The following is a 25604-nucleotide window of genomic DNA, read 5'->3' on the forward strand; positions in this document are numbered from 1 at the left end:
GATGAGCAGTACCGATTCGCCCGCATCCTCCGACCGCTACGTCGTCGCCACCGACGGCGCCTGCAAGGGCAACCCGGGTCCGGCGGGCTGGGCGTGGGTCGGCGAAGACGGACACTGGGCCGCCGGATCGATCCCCGAGGGCACGAACAACATCGGAGAACTGCTCGGGCTGCTGTACGCGATCACCGATCACGCCGACGTGCGCGAGCTGGTCGTGCAGGCCGACTCGAAGTACGCCATCGACACCTACTCGAAGTGGATGGACGGCCACCGCCGCCGCGGCTGGGTCACGAGCGCGAAGAAGCCGGTCGCCAACCAGGGCATCCTCGAAGCCCTCATCGCCGCGCGCGACGCGCGGCGGGCGGCGGGCCTTCCCGACGTCGTGCTCGAGCACGTGCGCGGGCACTCCGGGCACGTGCTCAACTCGTGGGCCGACGAGCGGGCCGTGCGCGCGTCGCAGCATGCGGCGAAGGGCGAGGAGCTCATCTGGACCTCGCTTCGCGGTCTCGACAAGCTCGAGGTGTCGTCGGCGCCTCCGCGTACTGCGGCTGACCGCAACGGGCGTTAGGCGCCGACGATCTCCGCCTCTTCGGCGGGTGTGAGTCCGGCGCGGCGGGGGCGGTCCAGTCCGCGCTCGCGCTCATCGTCGAGCGTGCGGCGTATCGTCTCGGCGAGGGAGCGGCGACGCCCGCCGGATGCCACGAAGGCGGCGTCGCTGCGCCGCGCGAATCCTCCCGCGCTCTCGGGCAGCCACAGGGGGAGTGAGCGCGGCCCGGCCCAGTAGGCGACGCCGCGCGCGATGAGGGTGTCATCGTCGAGGGTGACGGTCTCGCTCGCCGTTCCGGCCGCATCGCGGGCCGCCGCGAGCACCGCGGCGAGCGGCAGTTCTTCGCCGACCGCGTTGATCGGGCCCGTGACGCCCGTGCGTCCGGCGTGCGCGATCCACGCGGCGAGATCGTCCACGTCGATCGCCTGGACGTGACGGTCGGCCGCCACGGGCGCGACGACCCGCCCGCCGCGGGCATAGCGCGCGGGCCAGTAGCCGAAGCGGTCGGTGGGATCGCCCGGCCCCGCGATCAGCCCCGCCCGCGCGAGGAGCACCCGGTCACCCAGCCGCGCCGAGGTGAGCCGTTCTGCGTGCACCTTGGCATCCGGATACTGCTCGAGGTCGTTCGGCTCGACGAGCTCCGCCGTCTCGTCGGCGAAGGGGATGTCCGAGCGGGCATACACCGAGACGCTCGAGATCAGGCTCCAGTGCGCTGCGCGGTCGGCGAGGGCGTCGAGGGCGGATGCCACGAATCCCGGGTCCCACGAGAGCTCGACCACCTCGTCCCAGTCGCGCTGCACGCGTGCGTAGGAGTCGGGGTCGTTGCGGTCGGCGCGGATCAGTCGTGCGCCCGGTGCCGTCTCGCCGGATTCGCCGCGGGCGAGGCAGGTGACCTCGGCCCCCTGCGCGAGGGCCTGCGCCGCGACGGCGCGGCCGAGCCATCCGGTTCCACCGAGGATGAGGAGCTGTCGCATGCGGGCCAGCAAACCATCTTCGGCGGCGCCAGGTCGACGGGGTTCGCGGACGGCGGACGAGGACCCGTGGTCGCTCCCCGTGGTTGTCCACAGGTGAAGGGCTCATGGCGTATTCGGCATGAACTTTCCGCTAGCTTCTCCGCCACGGCATACGTCCCCGCCAGGGGACCCGACGAAGGGGTGGGAAAGATGACGGATATCCACACGCAGCAGATGCTCGGTCGTCCGACCGGAGCGTTCGTGGGAGCCTCGTGGGTGGCACTCGGCCTCGGCGCTTCGGTCTACGTCATCGGCCTCTACAACGCGCACATGACGCTCGCCGAGAAGGGGTTCTACCTCTCGGTCTTTCTGCTCGGTCTCTTCGCCGCCATCTCGGTGCAGAAGGCCGTCCGCGACCGTGCGGAAGACATCCCCGTGACCGGCGCCTACCTCGGCGTCGCCTGGGGAATGCTTCTCGTCGCGCTCGCCCTCATGGCGGTCGGCCTCTGGAACGCCGAGCTGCTGCTGTCGGAAAAGGGCTTCTACGGCATCGGCTTCGCGATGAGCCTGTTCGCCGTCGTCGCGGTGCAGAAGAACGTTCGTGACCTCGCGGCGTTCCGGAACCTCCACCCCGACACCTCGACCGTCGAGTACACCGGCTACCCCGCGAACGGCTGACGCCTCAGACGACCGGTGTCCCCTGGTGGAACAGGCAACGCGGTGCGGGGTCGCACCGCCAGAGGGACGACCGGCGGCTGACGCGGTTCTCGAATCGCAGCAGATAGGTCAAGAGGACCGTGTCAGGTCCGACGAGCCGACTTTCTCGTTCTTCGACGAGGGGCGAGGATTCGGTTCCCGGTTCTTCCCGCAGGGCGGCGACGATCGCGTCTCGCGTCCACCGACGGCCGGACTGTCCAACCTCCACGAACTCGGGGTCGAGCAACCGGTTCAGCTCGCGAGGGTCCGAGCGCACAGCCGGGTGCAGAAGCATCTCCTCGGCCGCCCAGGCCGTGGCGATGAGGGCGTCGGCATCCAGTGCCCTCCCGTGGATGACGTAGAAGCGCTGGATCCCGGCGGTCTCACGCCCCCACGTGCTCGCGGCGACGCGGCGCTGGTGGGCGTCGAACGCGGCTTCGTCGACGAAGCGCTCCGACACGCTCCAGACGCCGTCGGTGTCGGTGGGGTCGACGTCGAAAGAGAGGCATCCCGGTTCCGCACGTGTCAGAGCGATGTGCTCGGCGAGATGGGCGTGCACGCGCTGCGCCTCGGCTGCGTCGGCGCAGCGCAACTCGCCGCGGAGCGTCACCTCGGGGCCACGCGGCACGGGCGTCGTGGAGCCACTCGCCCAGTCGCGGCGCAGAACGCTGTAGGCGACGGATGCCAGGGGGGCGCCGCCCTCGACGGGCCAGCCGTCGCGGTAATGCGCCTCGAGCACCCAGCCGCATCGTTCGAAGACCCGCCGCATGGCGACGTTGTCGTCGCGGGTCTGGCCCTCGAACCGGATGACGCCGGGGTGGTGAGAGAAGACGAGGTCGGTCGCGGCCGACAACGCCGCCGAGCCGAAGCCTCGACCTCGGGCGCCGTCGGCGAGCCGCAGATCGACCATCGCGGTGGCGTCCTGCAGATCCTCCAACCGGATCACCCCGACGCGGCCGTCGGTCTCGTCGTCGATCCAATAGGTGTCGACATCGTCTCCACCCCACGAGCCGCCGCGAAGGGCGTCCTCGATCTGCGCGACCGTCGGCTGCGCGCGCACATGGAACGGGAAGACGTTCGAGGTGAGGAACGCCGTCAGAGCGGCGCGGTCATCCGCACTCGAGAGGTCGACGCGCGTCAGAGAGATGCCCACGTGTCCACCGTAGACACGAACACCCCGCGGAGGCGGATCGAGGCGCGGGTACCCTGGGAAGCCGTCCTCGCCCGCGATCGTCGGCGGGTTCGGTTCCCCGCCTTCAGCCCCATCCCAGGAGCACTCCATCGCCGCCTCGCCCTCTCCGACACAGATCCGCGCCCTCCGGACCGCATCCCTCACCACTGCCGGTGTGGGCGCCGCGATCACCATGGGGGCGCTGGGACCGTGGTTCACCCCCGTCATCCTCCTCGTCGCGACGGCGGGAGCTCTGCTGGTCATCTGGCGCACCGGCGCGGGTGTCATCGGCGCGCGGGCGATCGGGCCGGTACTCGCGGTGGTCGTCGTGCTGACGGTCGCGGCGTTGCTCGGGCTCATCGGCGTCCTGCCCTCCGCGTGGGTGTGGGCCGCTCTCGGCGCGTACGCGGTGGCATGGGGCGAGTACCTCGTGTCGCAGACCATCGCCCGCTCGCGCGGGCTGACGGGCTACCGGTGATCCCGGTCCCGTTTCGTCTCGTCGCTGCGGTGGCGCGCGCTCACGAGCGCGGCTGGCAGGGGATCCGCATCAACACGAACCTCTACGCGACGGGGCACTGGCGGTGCCGCGTGTTCGTTCCCGAACCGGGCGAGACGCACGACAGTCCTCTCGAGCGGGAGAGCAATGTCGTGCTGAGGTACTCCAGTGCGGGCGGAGAGGACGTCTTCCAGGACGGGCGCACCGACTGGACGGCCGAGACCCTGGCCGACCGCTTCATCGAGCTCGCGCGGCCCCACGCCGCGGCATCCGAACCGGATCCGGGGTACGCGACCTGGCTCGCCGAGCTGCGCCGTCGAACCGCAGGCGGAGCGTTCTGGATGGTCGAGGACGCGATGAGCCGCCAAGCCCTGTGGCGCGAGCGGGGGCTCGTCTGCCTCTGGTACGCCGACGCTCAGGCGGAGCAGGCGGATGCCACGGGCGCCGTCGATCAGAACGGGTGGACGCTCGACGGCACGATGCGGGTGCCGCCGTCGCGCTGAGCAGCGCGGTTCGGGTCACCGCAGCTCGAGGCACATGAGCCCCGGCCGATCGTCCCACGACGGGACGACCTCGAAACCCGCAGCGCGGTACATCCGCACCGCGGGCTCACGCCAATCCCAGACCGACAGACGCACCGGTCGCACGGCTCCGCTGAGCGCAGCCGTGAGCAACGCGGTTCCGACGCCTCGCCCCCGGGCGCGCGGATCGGTCCACACCCGCGAGAGTTCCGTGCCTTCGGGCACGGTCGATGAGACGACGAGACCGACATCTGCGCCGTCGACGGTGGCGATGAGGGCGTGCCGGCCCGCGAATGCCGCCGCCGGGTCGTCGATCTCCCGCGCGTAGCGCTCGGGAAAGATGTCGGCGGCGAGCCCGCGTTCGTCCTTCTCCGCCTCCGTCTGCCGCAGGTACGCCCCGACGAGGGCGCTGACGGCCGCGCCGTCTCGCGGGAAGACGGCTTCGCGGATGGTGACGCTCACCCTCTCACCGTACGACTCGGCGCGAAACGCCGAACGGACCCGGATGCCGATCGAGTCGGCATCCGGATCCGTTCGGGGAGTCGTTCAGACCGTCGCGAGGGTCGACTGCCATCCGAGGGCGGGGGCGACGTGCTTCGCGAAGTTCTCGACGAGGCGGAGGTTGAACTCCACGCCCATCTGAGAGGGGATCGTCAGCATGAGCGTGTCGGCGCTCATCACGGCGGCATCGTTCTGCAGCTGCTCCACGAGCTTGTCGGGGGTGGCCGCATACGTCTTGCCGAAGGTCGAGCGCATGCCGTCGATGACGCCGATCTGATCCGAGCCCGCCGACCCACCGAAGTACATCTCATCCTCGGCGGTGACGATGGGGAAGATGCTGCGGCTGACCGAGGTGCGCGGCTCACCGTCGTGACCGGCCTCGCGCCACGCGGCGCGGAAGGCGTCGAGCTGCTGCGCCTGCAGGAGGTCGAAGGGGGTGCCGTCGGCCTCGGTGAGCAGCGTCGACGACATGAGGTTCACGCCGATCCGCCCGGCCCACTCCGCGGTGGCCGTGGTGCCGGCGCCCCACCAGATGCGCTTGCGAAGCCCCGGGGAGTGCGGCTCGATGCGCTGCAGGCCCGTGCCGCCGCCGAAGGGGCTCATCGGGTCCCGCTCGGCGAGACCCTCGCCGTCGATCGCGCGGAGGAACAGGTCGAAGTGCTCGCGGGCGATGTCGCCGCCGCGCGGGTCCTCGGACCCGGTGTAGCCGAAGGCCTCGTAGCCGCGGACGACCGTCTCGGGTGACCCGCGGCTCACGCCGAGCGCGAGGCGGTTGGCGCTGATGAGGTCGACGGATGCCGCCTCTTCGGCGAGCATGAGGGGGTTCTCGTATCTCATGTCGATGACGCCGGTGCCGACCTCGATGCGCGAGGTGCGCGCGGCAATCGCGGCGAGCAGGGGCATGGGAGCCGCCTGCTGGCGGGCGAAGTGGTGCACGCGGAACGAGACGCCGTTGACCCCGAGGTCGTCCATGCCCTGGGCGAGGTCGATCGCCTGGAGCATCGAGTCGCCGGCGCTGAGCTGGCGACCGCCGCCGAGGGGGCCGTAATGGCCGAAGGAGAGTGTGCCGAAGGAGCGCATACCCGGTGCAACGTCGTGGTCGGCGATCTATTCCCGCGCATATACCGGAAGTCGGCCCCTGCCCCCGGCCGGTATGGAACCATTCAGGACATGGACGACGACGTGCACGAGGAGTTGCGTCTCCTGCGCGCGCGGGCCTACGGCCCCGAGGCCGACATCGTCGACGACCCGGTCGCGGTGTCGCGCCTGCGCGAACTCGAGAACCTCGAGCGCGAGGATCGGCTTCGTCCACCCGCGACACCGCCCTCGCCCTCCGCATCGGCCGGTTCGCGCCTCCCGGACGAATCCGTCCCGGACGATGACGCGGACGGTGAGGAGATCCCCCGCGAGCGCGCTCCCCTCGTGCACTCGAAGCGCCGCCTGTGGGTATGGGCGATCTCACTGGCGGTGGTCGCCTCCCTCGCGAGTGCGGCGACCGCGTTGAGCGTGTCGTTCGTGCCCGTGACGGCCGCGGCAGGAGCGCCCCAGGTCGACACCCTCGTGCCCGACCCCGACTCCGCCGTCCCTCCCGTCTTCGGCCAGCGCACCGGCGCCGAACGCGGGTACCAGGACTACTACGGGGTGGCCGCCTTCACCGGGCGGGCGCCCACCGACGCGACCGACAACCGCAACCCCTGTCTCTACCTGCTCGACGCCGACGAGGTGGACACCGACGACACGCGCGGCTTCCGCGGCAACTTCGTCTACGGCGGCTGCGGAGCCGGGGTCTTCCCCGCCACGGTCCAGTTCGTCGTCGCCGACGGCATGCCCGACGCCTTCATCCAGCGCTTCCCGATCGGTACGAGCGTGCAGTTCGTCTTCGACGGCGAGAACGTCGGCGTCTTCAGCGATCGCGGGTGAGGCCGCGTGCGTCCCCTCGCCTGTCGCGGGCTGCGCTCGCCCCCTGAATGAGAGGGTGGGGGAGTGACCCCCCTTCTCGAGAACGTCCCCGTCGGCGCCGATCCGGATGCCGTGTACCTGGGCTTCGTCGAATGGGCGGCCTCGCGAGGGCTCACGCTCTACCCCGCGCAAGACGAAGCGGTGATCGAGATCGTGTCGGGCGCGAACGTGATCCTGTCCACCCCGACCGGCACGGGCAAGTCGCTCGTCGCGGTGGCCGCGCACGCGGCATCCCTCGCCCGGGGCGGCCGTACTTATTACACGGCGCCGATCAAGGCCCTGGTGAGCGAGAAGTTCTTCGCCCTCGTCGAGATCTTCGGCGCCGAGAACGTCGGCATGGTCACGGGGGACTCCTCGGTGAATTCCGATGCCCCGATCATCTGCTGCACGGCCGAGATCCTGGCGAACCTGGCCCTCCGACAGGGTGCCGACGCCGACGTCGACCAGGTCGTGATGGACGAGTTCCACTACTACGGCGAGGCCGACCGCGGGTGGGCATGGCAGGTGCCGCTGCTGTTGCTCACGCGCGCGCAGTTCATCCTCATGTCGGCCACGCTCGGCGACGTCGAGGACATCGCCGACGACCTGACGCGCCGCACCGGCCGGAACACCGCGCGGGTGACGGGCGTCGAACGACCGGTACCTCTGCATTTCGAGTACGCCCGAACGCCCGTGCACGAGACGGTGCAGGAACTGCTCGACACCAAGCAGGCGCCGATCTACGTCGTGCACTTCTCTCAGGCCGCCGCGATGGAGCGGGCGCAGGCGCTGTCGTCCATCCGCATCATCGGACGCGAGCAGCGCGACGAGATCGCGGACGCCATCGGCGGCTTCCGCTTCACGACCGGCTTCGGCAAGACCCTCTCGCGCTACGTTCGCGCGGGCATCGGCGTGCACCACGCCGGCATGCTGCCGCGGTACCGGCGGCTCGTCGAGGCTCTCGCGCAGCGCGGGCTGCTGCGGGTCATCTGCGGCACCGACACCCTCGGCGTCGGCATCAACGTGCCGATTCGCACCGTGCTGATGACGGCGCTCACCAAGTACGACGGCACGCGCATGCGCCAGCTCTCGGCGCGCGAGTTCCACCAGATCGCCGGCCGCGCCGGTCGCGCAGGCTATGACACCGCGGGGACGGTCGTCGTCATGGCCCCCGACCACGAGATCGAGAACGCCGCGCAGATCCTCAAGGCCGGCGACGACCTCAAGAAGCAGAAGAAGATCGTCCGCAAGAAGGCGCCGCAGGGCTTCGTCAACTGGACCGAGCAGAGCTACGACCGCCTGGTCGCGGCCGAGCCCGAGCCGCTCGTCCCGCAGATGAAGCTCTCGGCCGCCATGCTCATCAACGTCATCGCGCGCGGCGGAGACGTCTTCGCGAACGTCCGCTCGCTCGTCTTCGACAACCACGAGCCTCGCGCCCGCCAGTACGAGCTCGCCCGCCGGGCCATCGCGATCTTCCGCACCCTCGTTCAGGCGGGGGTCGTCGAGGCCGGGGCCGACGGCATCCGTCTCACCGTCGATCTGCAGCCGAACTTCGCCCTCAACCAGCCGCTGTCTCCCTTCGCGCTCGCCGCGATCGGGATGCTCGACCCCGAGGTCGAACTCGGAAGGGGCCCGGATGCCGCGCCCCCGACGTCCTCGGTCGGCACCGGCCACTACGCGCTCGACGTCGTCAGCGTCATCGAGGCGACGCTCGACGACCCGCGCCCGATCCTGTCGCAGCAGCAGTTCCGCGCCCGCGGCGAAGCGGTCGCGGCGATGAAGCGCGAGGGCATCGAGTACGACGAGCGCATGGAGCTGCTCGAGCAGATCACCTGGCCCAAGCCGCTGGACGAGCTGCTCGCGCAGGCCTACGAGGTGTTCGCGTCGAGCCAGCCGTGGATCCGCGACTTCGAGCTGTCGCCCAAGTCCGTCGTGCGCGACATGTTCGAGCGGGCGTGCTCGTTCGGCGAGTACGTGTCGCTGTACCAGCTCGCCCGCAGCGAAGGTCTGGTACTGCGCTACCTCAGCGACGCGTATCGCGCGATCCGCCAGACGGTGCCGGTCGATGCGCAGACCCCCGATCTGCTCGATCTCATCGCCTGGCTCGGCGAGGTGGTGCGTCAAGTCGACTCGAGCCTGGTCGACGAGTGGGAGCAGCTCGTCAACCCCGCGGACGACCCGGATGCCCCGGTGGTGCCGCCCGCGCCGCCGTCGATCCTCACCAATCGTCGTGCCTTCGTCGTGCTCGTGCGCAATGAGATGTTCCGGCGTGTGCAGCTGGCGGCGCTGCAGCGCGACGACGAGCTGGTCGAGCTGGACCCCGACGTCGACTGGCCGGGGGTGCTCGACGACTACTTCGACGAGCACGACGCGATCGGCACCGGCGGAGCGGCGCGTTCGTCTTCCCTCGTGGTCATCGACGAGTCCTCGGTGGCCGAGGGCGTCTGGCGGGTCGAGCAGATCCTCGACGACCCCGCCGGCGACCACGACTGGCGCATCCGAGCCGAAGTCGACCTCGCCGCCTCCGAGGAGGAGGGCACCGCGATCGTGCGGGTGACCGAGGTGCTGCGGCTCTGATCGCTTCTCCCGAGTGCGGCCCGGGTGAAGTTCTCCACTGTTCGACAGTCATCCCCGCGGGGCGGGAGCACGGTGCTCTACAGTCATTGCATCCCACCCCGAAAGGATTGCCCGATGGAGACTCTTCCTCTGCTCTCGACGGCGGTCGGTCTGGTCGTGACGCTCTCCGTCACCATCCTGAGCGGGATGAAGTGGATGCTCGGCCGTGTCGAGCACCGGACCGATGCCCGCTTCGCGGAAATGGACGCGCGCTTCGAGCGGATGGACGCGCGGTTCGACCGGATGGAAACCCGCACCGATGAGCGCTTCGCGGAGCTCGGAGCGTCTCTCATGGAGGTCAAGCTCGGTCTCGCCCGCCTCGAAGGCCCGCACCCGCCGTTCCTCATCGCGCGCGGCTGAGCCGTCGCGCGGACGTGAGCCGTGGCGCGGACGGAACCACCGCACGAACGACGAATGCCGGGGCCCGAAGGCCCCGGCATCCGATGTGTTCTGCGGTGATTACGACTTGCGGGCGACGCGGTTCTCGGCGCTGACCATCCACGACAGCTGCTCGAGGCGCTCGAGCACGCCGTGCAGGATGTCGGCGCTGGTCGGGTCTTCGTCGTCGACGTCGTCGTGCACGTCGCGGACGGTGCCGACCGTTGCGTCGAGGCGCTCGGTGATCAGATCGATGACCTCGGCCGTGTCGACCTCGCCCTGGGGGAACTCCGGCAGGGTGGTGGTCTCGGCGATGGTGTCGCTGCGTCCGTCGGGCAGAGCGTGCAGGGCACGCATGCGCTCGGCGATCTCGTCGCTGAACTCACGGGCGGCGTCGATGATCTCGTCGAGCTGCAGGTGGGTGTCGCGGAAGTTCTTGCCCACGACGTTCCAGTGGGCCTGCTTCCCCTGGATCGACAGCTCGATCAGGTCGACGAGGACGGCCTGCAGGCTGTCGGTCAGCTTCTCCGAGGCCTGGAAGCCCTTCTCGGCGTTCTGCTCGTCGGTGGTCTCGGGACCGCTGCCGCCGCGGGCCGGGCGACGACGGTTCTTGGTGGGGGCGTCCTTGGTGGTGGTGGACATGCGCGTTCCTTTCACTCACGGTCGATAGCGACGTTAGGCGGGAAGCCGGAGCGCCCGACGGGGGTTGCGAGTGCGGCGGAGGAGGGGTAATCGGACGCCTGTCCGTAGCCGCTCCCGTCCGATCCGACAACCCCGGCCTGAGCGGAGGGCGTCATTCCTAGCGTGAGAACGTGCCCACGCCTCCCTCCCCGTCCCGACCGCTGCGCGATTACGCCGCGATCGGAGACGGGCGTACCGTCGCCCTGATCGGTCTCGACGGCTCCGTCGACTGGTTGCCGCTGCCCAACATCCACTCGCGGCCGGTGTTCGCGCGCTTGGTCGACGAGGCCGCGGGCGGGTGCATCAGGTTGGCACCCGTGGGGGAGTACGAGGTGAGTCGTCGGTACATCCCGAGGACGAATGTTCTGGAGACGACCTTCACCACCAAGACAGGTACCGCAACCCTCACGGACGCGATGGTCACCGGTATCGCGGGCCGGCTGCCCTGGGCGGAGCTCGCGCGCCGCGTCGAGGGCGTGACGGGAGAGGTCGAGTTCGCCTGGTGCGTGCAACCGGGCACGATGCTTCGTTCGGCCGCCCCCTGGACGGAGCGCATCGACGGCTTCTCGGTCATGCGCATCGGGCACGTCTCCCTCGCGGTGGTCGGCCACGAACACGGCATCCATGGTGAACCGGATGCCGGCAACGAGAGCATCGACGGCAGCTTCACGACCGCGGAGGGTTCGCGTCATCTCCTCGTGATCGCCGCGACCGAGGGGGAACCCCTGCGTATCCCCGACGCGCAGAACGTCGACCGCGGGATCGACCGCACCGCCGACGGGTGGGCGATGTGGTCGGATGAGTTCTCGTACGACGGCCCCTGGGCCGACGACGTGCAGCGCAGCGCGCTCGCTCTCAAGCTCCTGCTGTTCAGTCCCACCGGTGCGATCGCGGCCGCGGCGACGACCTCGCTCCCCGAGAACCCACGCGGTGGCAAGAACTGGGACTACCGCTACGCCTGGGTGCGCGACCTCGCCTACACCGCGCACGCGTGGGTCGGCTTCGGCCTGCGCGAAGAGACCCACGCGGCGATCTCGTGGCTGCTGCGCACCATCCGCAAGAACGGGCCCGAGGTGCAGGTGATGTACACCCTCGACGGCGACGCCGAGATCGGTCTCGAAAAGCACGACGTTCCCGGGTGGAACGGCAATCAGCCCGTCGTCACCGGCAATCCCGCGCAGGGGCAGCTGCAGCTCGGCGTGTACGGCGACCTCATCGCGCTGTGCCGCACCTACGTCGAGGCGGGCAATCGGCTCGACATCCAGACCGGACGCCTGCTCGCCGATGTCGCCGACCGCACGTGCGACCTGTGGCGCCGCGAGGACTCCGGCATGTGGGAACTGCCCGAGCTGCGGCATTACACCTCGTCGAAGATGGGCTGCTGGAAGGCTCTCGACGACGCGCAGTGGTTGGCCGGCGGCGGGCACATCCCCGACAACGGCGACCGCTGGCGCGCCGAGCGCGATCGCATCCACGCATGGGTCGACGAGCACTGCTGGTCGCAAGAGCTCGAGGCGTACACGATCTCCCCGGGCAGCCAGGACCTCGATGCATCCGTGCTGCTGCACGCTCCCACCGGCTTCGACCGGGGAGAGCGTATGTCGAAGACGCTGGATGCCATCACCGAACGACTCACGACCGAGAACCACCTCGTCTACCGGTACACCGGCATGGACCAGGAGGAACAGACCTTCGTCGCCTGCGCCTTCTGGCGGGCGACCGCTCTCGCGTGCGTCGGCCGTCATGACGAGGCCATCGAGGCGATGGACGCGCTCGTCGCCCAAGGCAACGACGTGGGCATCTACTCCGAGATGATCGCCGAAGCCGACGGGGCGTTCTGGGGCAACCTGCCGCAAGCGCTCAGCCACCTCGCCCTCATCAATGCCGCCCTCGTCATGCGCGAGCTCATCGACGACGCCGAGCTCGGCGACCGCTGAACCTCCGCCGGGGCGCCCCGTCCCGGCATCCATCCCCTCTGAAAGGACTCGCCATGAGCACGCAGTACACCTTCACCGACCCGGCGAAGCTCTACGCCGACATCGACCCGCAGTCGCAGGATCAGAAAGAGCCCGGCCTCGACGCCGAGTTGACGCCCAAGGCCGCGCTCGGCGAAGACACCTACGCGGGCAGCGGACGTCTCGAGGGGCGTAAGGCCCTCATCACCGGAGCCGACTCGGGCATCGGTGCGGCCACCGCGATCGCCTTCGCCCGCGAGGGCGCCTCGGTCGCGATGTCCTACCTGCCCGAGGAGAAGGTGGATGCCGACCGCATCGCCGGGATCCTCCGCGAGGCGGGCGCGACCGTCGTGCAGATCCCGGGCGACCTGCGTGAGCGCGAGTACGCCAAGACCCTGGTCGCGGAAGCGGTCGAGGGGCTCGGCGGGCTCGACATCGTCGTCAACAACGGCGGCAAGCAGATCTTCAACGAGGACATCACCACGCTGTCGGACGAGCAGTTCGACGACACCTTCAAGACCAACGTCTACGCGATGTTCTGGATCTGCAAAGAGGCGGTGCCGCACCTCCGGCCCGGCTCCACCATCATCAACACCACGTCGATCCAGGCCTATTCTCCGGCTCCGATCCTCGTCGACTACGCCTCGACCAAGGCGACCATCAACACCTTCACCAAGGCTCTCGGCCAGCAGCTCGCCCCGAAGGGCATCCGCGTGAACGCGGTGGCTCCCGGTCCGATCTGGACGCCGCTGCAGGTGACCGACGGCCAGCCCGACGAGAAGGTCGACGAGTTCGGCGAGGAGACCCCGCTCGGACGCATGGGTCAGCCGGCCGAGCTCGCGCCGGCGTACGTCTACCTCGCCTCGGCGGAGTCGAGCTACGTCATCGGCGAGACGCTGAACGTCAACGGCGGCATGCCCACGCCGTAAGCGGAACGCGAGGGGGCCGTCGTCCGGATTCGGGCGGCGGCCCCTCGGCATCCGCGGTCTCGAGGCACGGGCGGGCGATCAGCGCAGCGCTTTGCGGTAGAAGATCTCGCCGTCGGCGGTCTCTTCGGAGCGGTGGTACCCCTCGCGCTCGTACAGACGCTGGTTGGCCTCGCTGAGTGCGCCGGTGAACAGCTCGGCCTCGGTGGCTCCCGCTTTGCGGCCGCGGTCCTCGACGGCGGCGAGCAACAGCGTGCCGAGGCCTTCGCCCTGCTGGTCGGGAGCGATGGCGAGACGACCGATGAGCAGCAGCTCGCCGTCGAGACGAGCGCGAACGGCCCCCACGATGCGACGATCCGTGACGGCGACGCATCCGAGGTTCTCGACGAGCTCCGCGCGCAGCTCCTCGAGGGTCTGCGTCAGCGGAGGCATGTCGGGATCGCCGTAGATGAGCGCCTCGCTCGCGAAAGCGGCGCGTTGGATGGTCAACACCTCACCCGCGTCGTCGGTGTCGATGGGGCGGATGGAGGCAGAATCGGCCATCGGGGTCCTTTCGAGGGGGAGGCTTCGGGATAACTATCATGAGCAGGAGCGCCCCGCCTTTCCGGCGGTCGACGCCCCACTTCATGAACGAATTCTTCGACACCAGCGTCCGCACGAGCGACGTCGCCGAAACGCAAGCCTGGCTGCAAGCGCAGTACGGGCAGGTCGATGTGCAAGCGGATCGCGGCACCTTCGCGGAGCACGCCGTCGGCGACACCGCGTTCTCGATGCGCCGACTGATCTGGCAGTGCCGCGCCGAGGTGGTCTTCGAGGCGGACCGGTTCTACTTCGCGACATCGACGCCGGGATACGCATGGACCATCGGGTCTGAGACGGGGGAGTACAGCGTGGAGCCGGGCCTGGTGCAGCCGGGCCACGAACTGATCGGTCGCCCGGACGACACCGACCTGCGCCTGATCGCCTTCGATACCTGCTGGCTGACCGAGACGGCGCGGGCGATCTACGGCGACGACGAACTCGCCGTGCGCTTCGCCGGCACGGCCCCCGTGTCGCGCCGCCTGCGTGACCACTGGCTCGCGACGGTGCGCTGGTCGCTCACGCAGGTGCCTCTGCTGAACGAGCCGCTGGTGCGCGCCCACGTGCGCCGCACTCTGGCGACCGCGACCCTCGAAGCCTTCCCTCTCGTCGGCGACCCCCGCGAGCGCCGGGCGTCGGCGATCGAGCAGGCGTCGATCTACACCTCGGCGACGTCGTGGATCGACGACCACGCCTCGCTGCCGGTCACCATCGACGACGTCGCCCGCGCCGTGGGGACCTCGGTCGCGGGCCTGCGTCGAGCGTTCGTCGCGAACGCCCAGCTCAGCGCGACGCCCGAGGACTACCTCTCCGCCGCCCGGCTGAGCGCGGCGCACACCGATCTGGTCGACGCCGATCCCACCCGTGTCGGCGTCGGCGAGATCGCCGCCCGATGGGGATTCACCGATGCCGCGGCCTTCGTCGACGCCTATCACCGCGCGTACCGCGCCGACCCGCGTCGCACGCTCGAACGCTGACGTCTCAGCGATCGCGGTCGGTGTACTCGCCGGGGTCGTCGACGTTCTCGCGCGCCTCGCGGCCGCTGGGCCGCTCGACGTCGGTGTAGGCGCCGGCCTCGTCGGAGCGGGGCCGCGACTCGCTCCCGTCGGCGTTCTCGCGGTCGACGTATTCACCGGCGAGGTCGGAGCTCCCGCGGTCGGCGGTGCCGTCGGGCAACTGCACGTCGGTGTACTCGCCCTCCGTGGGCCCGGTGCCGTGTCCTGAGTCGTGTCCGTTGACGTCGCGCTCGGCCATTGCCGCCTCCTGGGTTGGTTGGTGTCCCCGACGTTAGACCCCGGATGCCGAGCCCATAGCGGTCTTGACACACCTCGTGTCGCGGGCTGCTCGCCCTGTCAAGGCGGGGGAGCGGGGGCCGATGTCGGAGCACAGTGGGGCCATGCCAGCTCTCGCCATCATCCTCGTCATCGTGGGCCTCGTGCTCCTGTTCCTCGGCATCTTCGTCGAGGCCGTGAAGTTCCTGCTGTGGATCGGTGTGATCATCCTCATCATCGGGATCGTCGCCGCGCTCATGCGTTTCATCCGCCGTCAGGTCTGACCTCCGGTCCCACCTCGCGGGATCGTTCGACGCCGCCCCCGTCCGACACCTCCGTCGGTGCGGGGGCGGCGTGCGTTCCGGTAGTCAGCGTGAGAAGAGATCGCGCGCCCGAGCGGGCCGCACCGCCACGACGGCGTCGAGAGCCGGGCCGATCCGCGGGTACCGGAACGAGAACCCCGCCTCCGTCAGCACCCGGGGCACCGCCCACCTGCTCTTGAGCACGAGCTCGGGCTCGTTGCGCAGCACCGCCATCGCCGGGTCGAGCATCCACCGGAAAGCCGGCAGCCCGAAGGGAGCGCGGGCGACGCGGCGCAGCTCGCGCATGAGCGTGCGGTTGTCGGTGACGCCGGGAGCCGAGAGGTTGACCGCCCCGGCGATCTCGTCGTGGTCGCGGATGAAGCGGACGGATGCCACCACATCGTCGATGTGGATCCAGCTGAAGCGCTGTCGCCCCGACGTCCTGCTCCAGCTCGAGCGCACGGGGCCCGTGGGACGGGGGCCGATTCCGCGGTAGCGACGGTGCGGGAACCACCAGCTGTCGATCTGGGGTCCGCCGAGACCGAGTCGCGCGAGGGCCAGGAGGATGCGGGTCGCCGGCCCGTCGCCGAACACGATCGCCATGCGCAGGGCGACGCGGCGCGTGGAAGGGAGGTCCCCCTCGAACAGGGCGCGTTCCCAGTTGGTCGCCACGTCGACCGAGAAGCCCTCGCCCGTGACGCCGTCCATCTCGTCGTTGCCCCGCTCGGTCTCGTGCCGATAGAGGGTCGCTGTCGACGCGTTCATCCAGACCCGGGGAGGGTGCTCCGCGGTCGCGACGGCGTCGCGGAGCGCGCGGGTGGTGTCGACTCTGGAGCGCAGGATCTCGTCGCGATTCGCGTCGGTGTACCGGCACGACACGATCTTGCCCGCGAGGTTGATCAGCACGTCGGCTCCATCGACCCGCTGCGCGATCGCGTCCGCGTCCGTCCACACGGCGTCTCCGGTCCGTCCCACCGTCGCCACCTCGTAGCCGTCCGCGCGAAAGGCCTCGACGAGCGCGTGGCCGATGAAACCGCTTGCGCCGGCGATCACGACACGGGGTGGGGTCACGGCATCCTCCTGGCCTGGGTGGGTCTCAGCCTAGGGGCGGGCTTCGTCACGGCGGGTCTCGAGATGGGCAACGCGACCGCGAGGTATCTCGCCGCCGTCGTCGGCTCGTCCTCGTTCCGACCACCGGGGCGTATCTCCTCTCCGGCCGACGACACCCGTCCGGCTCGGGCGCCCGCGCCTGACACAATGAGTTCCATGCGACGACAGGCCCGGGCGACGCGCGTAGCGCGCGGCACCGCCGCGGCATCCGTCGCCACCTTCGTCGCGCTGCTCTCGCACGTCAGCGGCGGAGGAGAGATTCCCGGCCTGTTCGGTGTCGCCGTGCCGCTGGCTTTGTCGTTCGTCGTGTGCACGGTGTTGGCCGGGCGCCGCCTGTCGACCTGGCGCCTCGCGGTGGCCGTTGCGGTGAGCCAAGTGCTGTTCCACACGCTGTTCGTGCTCGGCAGCTACGATCTGGCCGCCGCGGCGCACGTCCACGGCTCCGTTCTACCGGTGCTCACGGGCACCGCGCTCCCGGCGGTGAGCCCGGATGCCGCGATGTGGCTCGGTCACGCTGCCGCCGCTGTCGCCACCACCGTGGCCCTGCACCGGGGCGAGCGGACGCTCGCAGCCCTGCGCGTCCTCGCGGAGCGCAGCGTCGTCTGGCTCCGCGCGCGGGTGCGCGTCGTGCTGACCCTTCCTGCGGCGCCGTCCGTGCGGCGAACCGTGCCCGCCGTCGTCGTCGCGGTGCGTCCGCACTCGGCCCTCGTGGTCTCGTCCGCGCACCGGCGCGGGCCTCCTCTCGCGGCATCCTGAGTCTCGCTCCGCCCGCCTCTCGCGGCGGTGGAGCGATCGACCGCTGTGCCGTGCCCCTCGCCGGATCAGCGCGATCGTCGACGTGTCTTCGGGCGCGTCCCCACCCTTCCGGCCCACGCCGTCGCCCCTGAGGAGGGGCCGCCGTGGGCGACGGCGTCCGCCCCTGCGCGGCGTCCTGTCGCGAGCGCATCCTGCGCTCGGAAAGAGACCTCGATGTTTCCTGCTCGTCCCCTCACGCCGATCCCGGCCCCGCCGTCGATCGGAGCCCGCGCGTGACCGCCGTGGGTGCTGACCCGAAAGCCACGCCGTCCGCTCCCTCTGCCGCAGCGGGAGCGTCCTCTCGCGGGTGGTTCACCGCGCTGCTGCGGCGCCTGCACTTCTTCGCGGGGCTGCTGGTGGGGCCGTTCATCCTCGTCGCGGCGGTGAGCGGCGCGCTGTACGCGATCACCCCAACTCTCGAGAGCACCCTGTACGCGCACGAGCTCACCGCGGCCACGACGGCGCCGGCGGTACCGCTCGCCGAACAGGTGTCGGCCGCGGAGCAGTACGTCGGCGGCGGGGCGACTCCCGTCGCCGTGCGTCCGGCACCCCAGGCCGGGGCGACCACGCGCGTGATGTTCGCCGACGACACCTTGCCCGAGAGCACGACGAGGGCGATCTTCGTCGATCCCGCCACCACCGAGATCCGCGGCGACCTGCCGGCCTACGGCACGAGCGGTGCGCTGCCGTTGCGGCACTGGATCAGCGACCTGCACCGCTCGCTGCACCTCGGAGACGTCGGCCGCTGGTACAGCGAGCTCGCGGCATCCTGGCTCGGGATCGTGGCGCTGGCGGGACTGGGACTCTGGATCGGACGCTTCGTGCGCAGCCGCCGGGGGCGCCGCGATCTGCTGCGACCGAACCGACGGCACACGGGTTACCGGCGTCTGTCGGGCTGGCATTCGGCCGTGGGCATCTGGGTCGTGGTCGGGGCGCTGTTCCTGTCGGCCACGGGCATCACGTGGTCGACGTTCGCGGGAGCGAACGTGGCCGAGCTTCGCACCCTCGTGGGTGGGGGAACTCCCGCCCTCACCACCACCCTCGACGGGGCGGCCGCGGCCGGAGGTGAGCACGCGCACCACGGCGGCGGGCATTCGTCGGGTGCGCGGTCCGCGGATCCTGCGACCTTCGACGCGGTGTGGGCCGTGGCCCGAGACGCGAACGTGAACTCCGGCGACCTCGAGATCCGCCCTCCCGCGTCCGCGGGCAAGGCCTGGGTCGTGCAGGAGATCCACCGGAGTTTCCCGACCGAGGTGGATGCCGTGGCCATCGACGCATCGACCCTGCGGGTCACCGACCGGGTCGACTTCGCCGATTACCCGCTGCTGGCCAAGCTCTCGCGCTGGGGCGTCGACCTGCACATGGGAACCATGTTCGGCCTGGCGAACCAGCTCGTGCTGTTCGCTCTCGCGATCGGCATCGCCGCTCTCGTGGTGCTGGGGTACGCGATGTGGTGGAAGCGTCGTCCGACGGGAGGAGCCACGGGCGCCCCCGCCCGCGGCGTGCTGCGCCTGGCACCGTGGTGGGGGACCGGGGCGGTGCTGGTCGCGTCGGTGGCGATCGGGTTGGTGCTGCCGCTGGTCGGGTACACGCTCGCGGTGTTCGTGCTGGTCGACGTGGTGATGGGGTGGCGTGCGCGGCGCACCCCGAGATCCCTCTCGAGAGGGAGGTGACGACGAGGCGGCGTGCGTAGCGTGGGGTCCTCCCCCCCCGGAAGGAACCCCGTGACTCTCGCCCGCCGCCTCGCCGCCGTCCTCTCCGCCGCCGCCGTCGCGGCCCTCACCGCTTGCGCCAGCGCGGCACCGGATACGCCCGCGAGCCCGGCGGCATCCGTCGACGTTCCGAACACCCCCGTCGGGGAGCGCGTGACCTGGATCATCGACAAGCTCGAGGCCGAGGCCGACACCACCCCCGGCGAGTGGGCCCGCGTCCTGCACGAGAGCTTCCTCGCGCAGGTTCCGGCGGAGCAGGTCGCCGAGCTCGTCAACCGTCAGTTGCGACCGGCCGCCCCGTTCACCGTCACGGCCTACCAGGGCACCGAGACCCAGGCGGTGGCGACCCTCGCGGGCGCCCTCGGCGACCCCTTCGATCTCTCGCTCACGATCGACGGCGCGAGTCGCATCACCGGGATGGTCTTCGGCCCCGTGGCGAAGCCGTGGACCCCCTCGACCTCTCTCGACGAGGTCGAGCAGCGCCTCGCCGATCTCCCGGGCGAGGTCAGCGCCCTCGTGCTTCGCGGTGACGAGGAGGCGATCGCCGTCGATGCGAACCGGTTGGCCCCTCTCGCCTCGGCCTTCAAGCTGTACGTGCTTCTGGCGGTGGCGGATGCCGTGGCCTCCGGCGACCTGTCGTGGGACGAGAAGCTCGTCCTCCGTGACACCGACCGGAGCCTCCCCTCCGGCGAGCTGCAGACCGCGCCCACCGGGACCGACGTGTCGGTGCGGGACGCAGCCTCCGCCATGATCCGCATCAGCGACAACACCGCGACCGATCTGCTGATCACGCGGCTCGGGCGCGAGCGCGTGGAGGCGGCGGTGGTGCGGTCGGGTCACAGCGACCCGGCCGTGCTCTCGCCCTTCCTCTCGACCAAGGAGCTGTTCACCCTCGGCTGGGGCGACGCCTCGCTGCGGACCGAGTGGGCCGCCGCCGACGATGCGGGAAAACGCGCCGTACTCGACCGCATCGACGCGTCGCCCCTCGCCGTGGAGGTCGCCGACGTCACCACCCCCGTGTGGCAGGACGGATTCGACTGGTTCGCCAGTGCGAACGACATCGCCGCCGTCCACCGCGCGCTGCAGCAGACGCAGGATGCCGAGGTGCTCGGCATCCTGAGCGAGAACCCCGGGCAGGGGCTCGATCTCGGAACGTGGCCGTACGCCGCCTTCAAGGGCGGGTCGAGCCTCGGTGTGCTGACGGGCAGCTGGTTCGCGCGCGACGGCGATCTCGAGGCGACCGTGGTGTGGCTCCTGTCGGACGACGACGCTCAGGCGGTCACGGGGGCGATGAGCGACTTCTTCCACCTGGCTCAGGACGCCCTGCGCCTCGCCCACTGAGACGATCGATCCGCGCGTCAGGCGTCGTCGGGGTGGGGCAGGCTCTGCGCGATCTTGCTCGACGCGGCCGAGTCGCGTCCGACGCCCGGCTGGAATCTCGCGATGGGGTCGTCGCCGTCGACATGCGGCTCGCCGCCGTCCTCCGATCGCGGCGGGGAGGCGGGAGTGCGGATCGCCGCGTCTTGCGTGTCGTCGTGCGGCTGAGGCTCGGGGCGGCCGGTGTCCTCGGTGTGGCGCGAGGTGGATCCACCCTCGCGACGGGCCTCGTCGGTTCCGCGCTCGGTCATGCCGTCGGCGGCACGCGTGCCGACGCCGGGAAGGTCGTTCTGGCTCGAGATGCCCTGGAGGCGCGCCTCGTCGTCGGGGTCGATACGGGCCGTGCCCACGGCGCCGGAGTCCGCACCGGCGGCACCCGCGGGGACATCGGCGGCGAGGCCGTCGGATTCGGGGACGAGGTTCTCTTCGTCGGCTCCGGGGAGTCGGTCGGCGGGGATGTCCATGGTGTTCCTTCCGTGGGTGTTCCGCCACGCTAGGCGCGCCGCGGTCGCGGTCGGACGGGGTTGACGCGGCCCGCGATGCCAGGGGGCTGGCTAGGCTCGGATCACGCGTCGAAAGGAAACCGCAATGCAGCAGCGCCCTCTCTCCCGAACCGGCCGTCAGGTCTCGGCCATCGGTCTCGGTACCTGGCAACTCGGCGCCGACTGGGGCGATGTCAGCGAAGACGACGCGCGCGCCGTCCTCGCGGCCTCGGCAGAGGCCGGAGTCACCCTCTTCGACACCGCCGACGTCTACGGAGACGGTCGATCCGAGCAGATCATCGGCGCGTTCTTGAAGGACCGGGGGTCCGACGACATCACCGTGGCGACCAAGATGGGCCGCCGCGAAGACCAGGTTCCCGAGAACTACGTCATGGAGAACTTCCGCGGCTGGCTCGACCGCTCGCGGCGTCTGCTCGACACCGAGACGCTCGACCTCGTCCAGCTGCACTGCCCGCCGTCGGCCGTCATCGACGACGACGCCACGTGGGATGCTCTCGACCAGCTCGTGTCGGAGGGCGTGATCGCCGCCTACGGCGCCTCGGTCGAGACGATGGATCAGGCCCTGTCGGCGCTGAAGCGGTCGAACCTCACCAACCTGCAGATCATCTTCAATCCGTTCCGCCTCAAGCCGCTCGACGAGGTGCTGCCGCTCGCGGCCGAGAAGAACGTCGCGGTGTTCGCGCGTGTGCCGCTGGCCAGCGGCCTGCTGTCGGGCAGATACACGCGCAACACCACGTTCGATGAGAACGACCACCGTTCGTACAATCGCAACGGCGAGGCCTTCGACAAGGGCGAGACGTTCTCGGGCGTTCCCTTCGACGAGGGCGTCGCCGCGGCCGACGAACTGAAGGCATCGCTCCCCGAGGGCGTGACGCTGCCGGCCGCGACCCTCGCGTGGATCGCCTCGCGCGAGGGCGTCACCTCGGTGATCCCGGGAGCACGCTCGGTCGAACAGGCGACGGCCAACGCCCAGGCAGCCGAGCTGCTCGAGGGCGGTTTCGACCTCGGTGCCTTCGACACCCTGGTTCGCGACGTCTACGACCGTCGTCTGAGGGCGGAGATCCACCCGCAGTGGTGACGCGCACATGACAGAAGCCGGGCCCGTCCCTCGCGGACGGACCCGGCTTCTGTCGTCGAAGGACGTCAGCTGACGTCGCCGCGCCACGCTCCGGACTCGGCGCCGCGCGACTCGATGTACTTCTTGAATGTTCTCGAGGTCCTTCTTGACCGAGTGGTCGTCGGCGCCGAAGGCGGCCCCGAGCTTCTCGAGGACACCGGCGGGCGCCCAGTCGATCTGGACCGTGACGCGCGTCTCGTCGTCGGAAAGACGGTGGAAGGTCACGACACCGGCGTGGTTCTCGTCGCCCCCCACGCTGTTCCACGCGACGCGCTCGTCGGGGTGCTGCTCGGTGATCTCGGCGTCGAATTCGCGCTCGGCACCGGCGATCTTGACCTTCCAGTGCGTGAGGGTGTCGCTCTTCTGCGTGATGGACTCCACGAAGCTCATGAAGTGCGGGAACTCCTCGAACTGCGTCCACTGGTTGTACGCGACGCGGACGGGAACGTTGACGTCGATGGTTTCGATGACCTGTGCCATGGTGTCCTCTTTTCGTGTGGTTTCCGGGGCTTCCCCCAGCTTCGACCGATGCCGCCGACCCGCCCCCGGGGTTGAGGGATGAGCCTTCGTGCCCTATACGCGTGGGCGAGAAGTCGTCGCGTCATCCGCCCGCTCTTCCGGCTCGCGGATCCCGACGGGGAGGGCTCGCGCCCGCATCATCCCCGTCCGCGCAAGATCAGGTGCCAGTACACCCACGGCAGGATCCGGCGGTCGGCGATCCACGACATGCGGCGCTCGCGATACAGCGAGCGCCAGAACGGCACCGTCGGCTGCAGCCGGCCCATCCGGTCGAACTCGGCGAACACGACCGTGCCGCGCGAGACGGTGAACGGAACGACGCTGTAGCCGTTGTATCTCGCGGACGGCTTCCGCCCGGCCAGCGCGGCCTTCATGTTCTTCACCAGCGCTTTCGCTTGCGGACGAATCGCCCCTCCCGACCGTCGCGTCGCGACGGTGGCGGCATCTCCCACGGCCCAGATCTCCGGGTGGCGGGTGTGCTGGAAGGTCTCGGGATCGACGTCGACGAAGCCGTACGGATCATCGGATGCCGAGAGCCCGCTGCCGGCGATCCACTCCGGCGCCCGCTGCGGGGGGACGGCGTGCAGCACGTCGTAGGCCAACGTCTCCTCGGCGTCGCCGCGACCGATTACGAGCGTGCGGGAGTCGGCATCCACCCGTCGAACGTCCCGGCTGTAGTGCACCTCGATGCCGTACTCGTCGAGCTTGCGGCGCAGTTCGGCGTCGATGGCGGGAATGCCGAAGGGCACGGGGTCCGGGCACACGAACACGACGCGGAGGTCCTCGCGCACCCCGATCGCCCGCCACCAGTCGCACGCGAGGTACATCGGCTTCTGGGCCGCGGCTCCGCACGAGGCGGGCTCCGGCGGCTGGGTGAAGACCACCGTGCCCGAGCGGAGGTCGCGCAGCACCGGTGACGCCTTCGCGGCGAGTTCGAAGTCGTAGTTCGAGATGCCGGTGGGGGCGGCCATCGCCTCGGGGAGACCGGGGATCTGCTCCCACGCCATGCGCATTCCGGCACAGACCACGAGCTGGTCGTAATCGATGCGCCCGCCCGAGACGAGATGCACGCGTCGGGCATCGGCATCCACCGTGAAGGCTTCGTCGCGCAGCCACCGCACCCCCGGAGGGATGACCTCGGCCTGTGTCCGAGCGGCCTCGGACGCCCGAGCGACGCCACCCGCGATGTGCGACTGGAGGGGGGCGAAGACGTGGGTCGTGCGCGGTTCGATCACGGTGATGTCGCCGAGGCGTGCGCGGTGCAGGCGCCCGGCGACGGACAGGCCGGCGTTTCCGCCGCCGATCACGACGATGCGCGGGGATTCGGTCATGGGGGATCCTCTCGTCTCCCTCACGGTGCGGCCTCGCGCGTCCCCCGGCCAGCGCCTTGACACCGCCGCGTGCGCGGTCGACTCGTCGGGCGTGCGGTTCGACCCCGGTGGTCGCGGCGCCGACGAGGGATTCCGTCCCCGGTGGCCGTACGAAGGCGGGGGCGTGCGTGTCAAGGGGCGGGGCTCGAGGCGAGGAGCCCCGTTGGATGAGGGGACCGCCGATGTCGGCGGTGACGTGCGCCCCACGAAAGGACCCCCATGAGCGACGCTTCGATCGACCCGACCCCCGACGCCACGACCCCGGCCGCCGACGCGGGCATCGCGGGCGTGCAGCCCCTCCGCGACGGCGACACCTCCATCGAGCCCGACCCCGCGCTCGACCCCGCCCAGGCGGAGTGGGACGCGACGACCGCGCTCGACGAGGGTGCGGACCCCGCCGACATCAACCCCGCCACCGCGACGGGCGCCGACCCGGCCGAGATCCCGGCCGACGACAGCGATATCCCGCTCGAGGACATTCACCCCGACTCGACCGGCACCGACTCGCAGGGGGAGGATCCCGGCGTCGTCGAGCTCGGCGAAGAGGGCCAGGGCGACCTCGCCCCCGAAGACCTCTGACACGCCTTCGATGCCCCGGGCCCGTTCGCGGCGTCCGGGGCATCGTGCTGCGGGGGCGTCGGGTCGTGAGCGCGGTAGCGTCGGAGGGTGACGGATGCCGCGGCAGGGCCGCCCCTCGTGCGCGCGTTCTGGGGCGCCACCCACCCGGGCCCGACCCTCGTGGTCACCCTCCTCTCGCTCGCCCTCGGCGTCGCGGCGGGCGTGGAGCCGTGGCGCCTGGTCGTGCTCGTCGTCGCCGTCTTCGCCGGTCAGGTCTCGGTCGGGCTCTCGAACGACGCGATCGACGGCGCGCGCGACGCGGCGGTCGGTCGTACCGACAAGCCCATCGCCGGGGGAGCGATCACCCCGGAGCGCGCGCTCGCGGTGGCCGTGGCATCCGCGGTCCTCGCCGTCGCGCTGTCGCTCCCGCTCGGACCGGCTCTGGTCGCCGCCCACGCCCTGGCGCTCGCCTCCGCCTGGGCGTACAACGCGGGGCTCAAATCGACGCCGTTCTCGATCGTGCCGTTCGTACTGAGCTTCGGGCTGTTCCCCTCGTTCGCGACGCTGTCGCTCTCGCCGCCCGCGCTCGCCGCGTGGTGGGCGTCTCTCGCCGGGGCTGCCCTGGGAGCGGCCGTCCACCTCACGAACGTCGTGCGGGACCTCGACGACGACAGGCGCACGGGAGTCCGGGGCCTGCCGCACCGTCTGGGTGCCCGGGCGTCCGTGGCGATCGCGGCGCTGGGGATCGTGGCCGGAGCGGTCGCCGTCTTCGTCGGAACGGATGCCACGGTCACCGGCGTGGTCTTCTTCGCCGCGGTCACGGCGGTGGCCGTCGGCGTCGTCGTGCTCGTGTACGTGAGATCGCCCGGGCGGGCGGTGTTCCAGCTGACGATGTTGGCGGCGCTGTTGCTGGCGGCTCAGCTCGTCGTCTCGTGACGATCTCGTCCGTGCGGGCGTGCTCTTCCGACACGGGGCCGCACCGACCCCACGGCGGCGGCCGCACGACGTGCTG

General features: G+C 70.6%; 27 protein-coding genes and 1 pseudogene. 17 read left to right on the forward strand and 11 right to left on the reverse strand.

All coding sequences use genetic code 11. The features are described 5' to 3' along the window. Position 1: 1 nt before the first annotated feature. Complete coding sequence (locus tag QE454_RS08485) at positions 2-568, forward strand: ribonuclease H (RefSeq protein ID WP_307456150.1); 567 nt, start codon at positions 2-4, stop codon at positions 566-568. On the opposite strand, the gene QE454_RS08490 is transcribed toward QE454_RS08485, so the two are convergent. Continuing rightward, positions 565-1521, reverse strand: a complete 957-nt coding sequence (locus QE454_RS08490; protein WP_307456147.1) for an NAD-dependent epimerase/dehydratase family protein — start codon at positions 1519-1521, stop codon at positions 565-567. The genes QE454_RS08485 and QE454_RS08490 overlap by 4 nt on opposite strands. Positions 1522-1710: 189 nt before the next feature. Between QE454_RS08490 and yiaA the strand changes: the two genes are divergently transcribed. Further along, entirely contained in the window at positions 1711-2178 is a 468-nt protein-coding gene (gene yiaA / locus QE454_RS08495; RefSeq protein ID WP_307456144.1) for an inner membrane protein YiaA, read from the forward strand. Positions 2179-2182: 4 nt separating this feature from the next. Here the strand turns inward: yiaA and QE454_RS08500 are convergent, their stop codons facing one another. Continuing rightward, complete coding sequence (locus QE454_RS08500; protein WP_307456142.1) at positions 2183-3349, reverse strand: GNAT family N-acetyltransferase; 1167 nt, start codon at positions 3347-3349, stop codon at positions 2183-2185. A 193-nt stretch (positions 3350-3542) separates the two neighbouring features. Here QE454_RS08500 and QE454_RS08505 point away from each other — a divergent pair, with 193 nt between their 5' ends. Both QE454_RS08505 and QE454_RS08510 read left to right on the forward strand, forming a co-directional pair. After that, positions 3543-3845: a hypothetical protein gene (locus tag QE454_RS08505; protein WP_307456140.1), complete on the forward strand. Its 303-nt coding sequence runs from the start codon at positions 3543-3545 to the stop codon at positions 3843-3845. 29 nt (positions 3846-3874) lie between these two features. Further along, on the forward strand, positions 3875-4366 hold the full coding sequence (locus QE454_RS08510; protein WP_307456138.1) for a hypothetical protein: 492 nt from the start codon (positions 3875-3877) through the stop codon (positions 4364-4366). Between the two features lie 15 nt (positions 4367-4381). Here QE454_RS08510 and QE454_RS08515 read toward each other — a convergent pair whose 3' ends face one another. Further along, complete coding sequence (locus QE454_RS08515) at positions 4382-4846, reverse strand: GNAT family N-acetyltransferase (protein WP_307456136.1); 465 nt, start codon at positions 4844-4846, stop codon at positions 4382-4384. An 84-nt stretch (positions 4847-4930) separates the two neighbouring features. Next, the gene (locus QE454_RS08520; RefSeq protein ID WP_307456134.1) at positions 4931-5965 is read right to left on the reverse strand and encodes an LLM class flavin-dependent oxidoreductase; all 1035 of its coding nucleotides are present in this window, start codon (positions 5963-5965) and stop codon (positions 4931-4933) included. Between the two features lie 90 nt (positions 5966-6055). Between QE454_RS08520 and QE454_RS08525 the strand changes: the two genes are divergently transcribed. The 3 genes from QE454_RS08525 to QE454_RS08535 all read left to right on the forward strand — a co-directional run bounded on the left by QE454_RS08525 (position 6056) and on the right by QE454_RS08535 (position 9799). Then, positions 6056-6805, forward strand: coding sequence for a hypothetical protein (locus tag QE454_RS08525; protein WP_307456132.1), 750 nt, complete (start codon positions 6056-6058; stop codon positions 6803-6805). Between the two features lie 63 nt (positions 6806-6868). Further along, positions 6869-9400, forward strand: coding sequence for an RNA helicase (locus tag QE454_RS08530; RefSeq protein ID WP_307456130.1), 2532 nt, complete (start codon positions 6869-6871; stop codon positions 9398-9400). Between the two features lie 114 nt (positions 9401-9514). Then, complete coding sequence (locus QE454_RS08535; protein ID WP_103206024.1) at positions 9515-9799, forward strand: hypothetical protein; 285 nt, start codon at positions 9515-9517, stop codon at positions 9797-9799. Between the two features lie 99 nt (positions 9800-9898). On the opposite strand, the gene QE454_RS08540 is transcribed toward QE454_RS08535, so the two are convergent. Continuing rightward, positions 9899-10459 (reverse strand): Dps family protein, encoded by a 561-nt coding sequence (locus tag QE454_RS08540; RefSeq protein ID WP_103206025.1) that lies wholly within the window; start codon positions 10457-10459, stop codon positions 9899-9901. Positions 10460-10629: 170 nt separating this feature from the next. Between QE454_RS08540 and QE454_RS08545 the strand changes: the two genes are divergently transcribed. Continuing rightward, the gene (locus tag QE454_RS08545) at positions 10630-12435 is read left to right on the forward strand and encodes a glycoside hydrolase family 15 protein (RefSeq protein ID WP_210073476.1); all 1806 of its coding nucleotides are present in this window, start codon (positions 10630-10632) and stop codon (positions 12433-12435) included. A 53-nt stretch (positions 12436-12488) separates the two neighbouring features. Further along, a complete protein-coding gene (locus QE454_RS08550) occupies positions 12489-13382 on the forward strand; it encodes an SDR family oxidoreductase (RefSeq protein WP_210073478.1) in 894 nt (297 codons plus the stop codon). A gap of 78 nt (positions 13383-13460) precedes the next feature. Here QE454_RS08550 and QE454_RS08555 read toward each other — a convergent pair whose 3' ends face one another. Continuing rightward, positions 13461-13922 (reverse strand): GNAT family N-acetyltransferase, encoded by a 462-nt coding sequence (locus QE454_RS08555; RefSeq protein WP_210073480.1) that lies wholly within the window; start codon positions 13920-13922, stop codon positions 13461-13463. An 83-nt stretch (positions 13923-14005) separates the two neighbouring features. Here QE454_RS08555 and QE454_RS08560 point away from each other — a divergent pair, with 83 nt between their 5' ends. After that, entirely contained in the window at positions 14006-14935 is a 930-nt protein-coding gene (locus tag QE454_RS08560) for a helix-turn-helix domain-containing protein (RefSeq protein ID WP_210073482.1), read from the forward strand. Between the two features lie 4 nt (positions 14936-14939). Here QE454_RS08560 and QE454_RS08565 read toward each other — a convergent pair whose 3' ends face one another. After that, positions 14940-15212 (reverse strand): hypothetical protein, encoded by a 273-nt coding sequence (locus tag QE454_RS08565; protein ID WP_210073484.1) that lies wholly within the window; start codon positions 15210-15212, stop codon positions 14940-14942. Positions 15213-15354: 142 nt separating this feature from the next. Here QE454_RS08565 and QE454_RS08570 point away from each other — a divergent pair, with 142 nt between their 5' ends. Beyond that, positions 15355-15513, forward strand: coding sequence for a hypothetical protein (locus tag QE454_RS08570; RefSeq protein WP_210073487.1), 159 nt, complete (start codon positions 15355-15357; stop codon positions 15511-15513). An 84-nt stretch (positions 15514-15597) separates the two neighbouring features. On the opposite strand, the gene QE454_RS08575 is transcribed toward QE454_RS08570, so the two are convergent. Further along, complete coding sequence (locus tag QE454_RS08575) at positions 15598-16602, reverse strand: epimerase (RefSeq protein WP_307456126.1); 1005 nt, start codon at positions 16600-16602, stop codon at positions 15598-15600. Between the two features lie 195 nt (positions 16603-16797). Between QE454_RS08575 and QE454_RS08580 the strand changes: the two genes are divergently transcribed. From QE454_RS08580 to QE454_RS08590, 3 genes are all read left to right on the forward strand, one after another. Beyond that, positions 16798-17397: a hypothetical protein gene (locus QE454_RS08580; protein WP_210073491.1), complete on the forward strand. Its 600-nt coding sequence runs from the start codon at positions 16798-16800 to the stop codon at positions 17395-17397. A gap of 272 nt (positions 17398-17669) precedes the next feature. After that, on the forward strand, positions 17670-19109 hold the full coding sequence (locus QE454_RS08585; RefSeq protein WP_373459390.1) for a PepSY-associated TM helix domain-containing protein: 1440 nt from the start codon (positions 17670-17672) through the stop codon (positions 19107-19109). 51 nt (positions 19110-19160) lie between these two features. Next, positions 19161-20489, forward strand: coding sequence for a Cpe/LpqF family protein (locus QE454_RS08590; protein ID WP_307456123.1), 1329 nt, complete (start codon positions 19161-19163; stop codon positions 20487-20489). A gap of 17 nt (positions 20490-20506) precedes the next feature. On the opposite strand, the gene QE454_RS08595 is transcribed toward QE454_RS08590, so the two are convergent. Further along, a complete protein-coding gene (locus QE454_RS08595) occupies positions 20507-20989 on the reverse strand; it encodes a hypothetical protein (protein ID WP_307456120.1) in 483 nt (160 codons plus the stop codon). 124 nt (positions 20990-21113) lie between these two features. On the opposite strand from QE454_RS08595, the gene QE454_RS08600 reads away from it, so the two are divergent. Next, positions 21114-22106, forward strand: a complete 993-nt coding sequence (locus QE454_RS08600) for an aldo/keto reductase (protein ID WP_210073497.1) — start codon at positions 21114-21116, stop codon at positions 22104-22106. Between the two features lie 65 nt (positions 22107-22171). Here the strand turns inward: QE454_RS08600 and QE454_RS08605 are convergent. Then, positions 22172-22625 (reverse strand): annotated as a pseudogene (locus tag QE454_RS08605) (SRPBCC family protein). A 176-nt stretch (positions 22626-22801) separates the two neighbouring features. Continuing rightward, positions 22802-23995 (reverse strand): FAD-dependent oxidoreductase, encoded by a 1194-nt coding sequence (locus tag QE454_RS08610; RefSeq protein WP_309668587.1) that lies wholly within the window; start codon positions 23993-23995, stop codon positions 22802-22804. A gap of 258 nt (positions 23996-24253) precedes the next feature. Between QE454_RS08610 and QE454_RS08615 the strand changes: the two genes are divergently transcribed. Both QE454_RS08615 and QE454_RS08620 read left to right on the forward strand, forming a co-directional pair. Beyond that, on the forward strand, positions 24254-24613 hold the full coding sequence (locus QE454_RS08615; RefSeq protein ID WP_267787788.1) for a sugar ABC transporter ATPase: 360 nt from the start codon (positions 24254-24256) through the stop codon (positions 24611-24613). Positions 24614-24700: 87 nt separating this feature from the next. After that, the gene (locus QE454_RS08620; protein WP_307456114.1) at positions 24701-25528 is read left to right on the forward strand and encodes a UbiA family prenyltransferase; all 828 of its coding nucleotides are present in this window, start codon (positions 24701-24703) and stop codon (positions 25526-25528) included. Positions 25529-25604 lie beyond the last annotated feature (76 nt).

This window comes from Microbacterium sp. SORGH_AS_0454, from assembly GCF_031453395.1.
GTDB lineage: Bacteria > Actinomycetota > Actinomycetes > Actinomycetales > Microbacteriaceae > Microbacterium.